A 2,154-nucleotide genomic window follows, 5' to 3' on the forward strand; every position below is an offset into this window, starting at 1 on the left:
GAACCAGACCGCGATATCGGCGAATATGACATGTGAAACCTGCGCGGCGGAGGGCACGCGCAATAGAATAGGAATTGACTATGCTCTCCGCGTCAAATGTCCGATCTGCGGGCGGCGCTGCCACCTATTTCGCGGCGGATACCCTGCCGGGACCACCGGCTGACATTCTGGTATCGGCGCGGCAACAGATCCCATCGCGACAGATTCCACCAGTGGTGTCGGGTGGACAGGAGCATTGTCGATAGCTATCCGGCTGGACCGATAGGCAAGGTAAATGCCTTTTTGCTCGGGTGTCGGAGCCGGTGTCTCCAGCACTTCAAATGCAAGGTCTTCGGATATTTCTGATTTTTCAAGATTTGATCGGATTGGCGGGGAGGGACGCCTGGAACGCTGGCACGAGATCATGGAGAGCGGCTTGCTAGCGGCGATACACCTCGGCGGACTGGTATTTGCGACCCCGCGCGATGGAAGTGCAATGCAGGCACGATAAAGCGTCTCGAAGTTACCCGCTTCAATGGGCACAGCCTCGCATTCGGCGTGCCGCTTGTCAAAAACCACCATGCGCACGGCAACACCCGTGCCCCGCCGGGAAAAGGACCGGCTGATGCGCGCATTAAGCCTGAGCGTGCATGGTGCATCGCTATCCTTCGCAAATTTGGATGCGCTAAACCCTTCGGGCATGACCGCGACGAGACGTCCACCCACTGCCAGTCGCCGCCATGCAGAGCGCAGATGCCGCAACGCCGTTCGGCCATCGCTGCCGCGTTCCACGCTACGGGCGAAAGGCGGGTTCATGTGGACGAGATTTGGATTGCAGCGCGGTGCAAGCAGTTCGTCGATCAGTTCACCATCATGAGAGGTGAGCAAGGCATCGGGGTAAAGTGCGACAAGACAGGCTTTGCGCAGATCGTCAATTTCATTGAGAATGAGCTTTGCACCCGTCAGGTATGGCCAGAGCGCCAGCACTCCGGTTCCCGCGGAAGGCTCAAGAACACTATCTTGCGAACTTACGCCTGCCGCAACCGCCATGATCCACGCGAGCCTTGCTGGCGTCGAGAATTGCTGGAGTGCGATTTGATCGTCATGGCGGTTATATTGCGGCGGAAGGGACCGCTCCAATGTATCGAAATGTTTGTCGGCCTCAGAAAAATCAGAGTTTAGGATAATCCCGTTGTGAGCCCGGAGCCAGAATAGTTCCGCTAGTTCAAGCGCGCAGCCGTACATTTTGACCGTCCAAGCTTCTGCAGCATCGCTGCTCCCGGTTAATTCTTTGAATATCGCATTGATGTCTTTGCGGGTGAGAATTTTACCAGAGCCAAGTTGGCAAGCAATTTCGTGTCCCGTCTTAATGGTAAGAACCGAAGGTTCATCAGAAAAATCTTCAAGTTGAAATTGTGCAGATTGTGCGGTCATAGTTTCCTCCATGGGCACGGCTATCGCCAAAGTGGCAACGCCCTCGTGCACACAGGGGAAAGCATCCTTTCCTCTCAATCATGGGTGAAGCGGGTTAGGTGGTAGCCGCCAGTTTACGGAACAGTTCGTTGTTCCAGTCATCGCCGCGCCGCTGTGGTCGGCGCGCTTCAATGGACCGCCCCGGCATCCTGAAATGTTCGCGAGCTTTCGCTTCGCCAAGGTCGCCGCCGAGATCATGGTCCACGAACAGATAAAGCTTTTTCACGTTTTCAGAGATCGTAACGATCCCAAAGCGTTCATTGCCCAATGTCGCCCAAGTCGGAATGCCGATAAGCTGGGTAGCAGACAAGGCGCTCTCGGTGCCCTCCGCGAGACCAAGAGTTCCATCTCTGGGCGGGAAGAGACGGACAGCCCCTGTCCCCAGCGCCCCCAAAGCGCGTTTGGGTTTTGTGAAATCCGCCTGACGGCCATCATTGCGCAAGAATGTCCGATGAATAGCCATGATATGCGCATCCGTGCGAACAGCTGCCACCATCGCAGGTAAAAAGCGGACACGGCCTTTTGGTCCCAGCGGTGTTCGCTCCAGATAGCGTAGTTCCGGAGATGCCATTTTGATCAGACGTTTTTTGAGATAGGTCTGGGCAATGCTTCCTTGCAATGATTTAGCTTGCCGCCAAAGCCGCTGTGCATTGGCGCACGGCTTGGGCTCTTTAAACTCCGTCGGAGGGATTGAAACCGAAC

At 55.8% G+C, this 2,154-nt stretch carries 2 protein-coding genes; both read right to left on the reverse strand.

Translation table 11 applies throughout. The features are described from left to right. Positions 1–78: 78 nt before the first annotated feature. Positions 79–1,413, reverse strand: coding sequence for a hypothetical protein (locus VIN76_RS08880; RefSeq protein ID WP_332041487.1), 1,335 nt, complete (start codon positions 1,411–1,413; stop codon positions 79–81). Positions 1,414–1,507: 94 nt separating this feature from the next. Continuing rightward, positions 1,508–2,154 (reverse strand): DUF7146 domain-containing protein (locus VIN76_RS08885; protein WP_332041488.1); only part of this gene is annotated, 647 nt, incomplete at its 5' end.

It is taken from the genome of Parasphingorhabdus sp. (assembly GCF_036568145.1).
Lineage (GTDB): Bacteria > Pseudomonadota > Alphaproteobacteria > Sphingomonadales > Sphingomonadaceae > Parasphingorhabdus.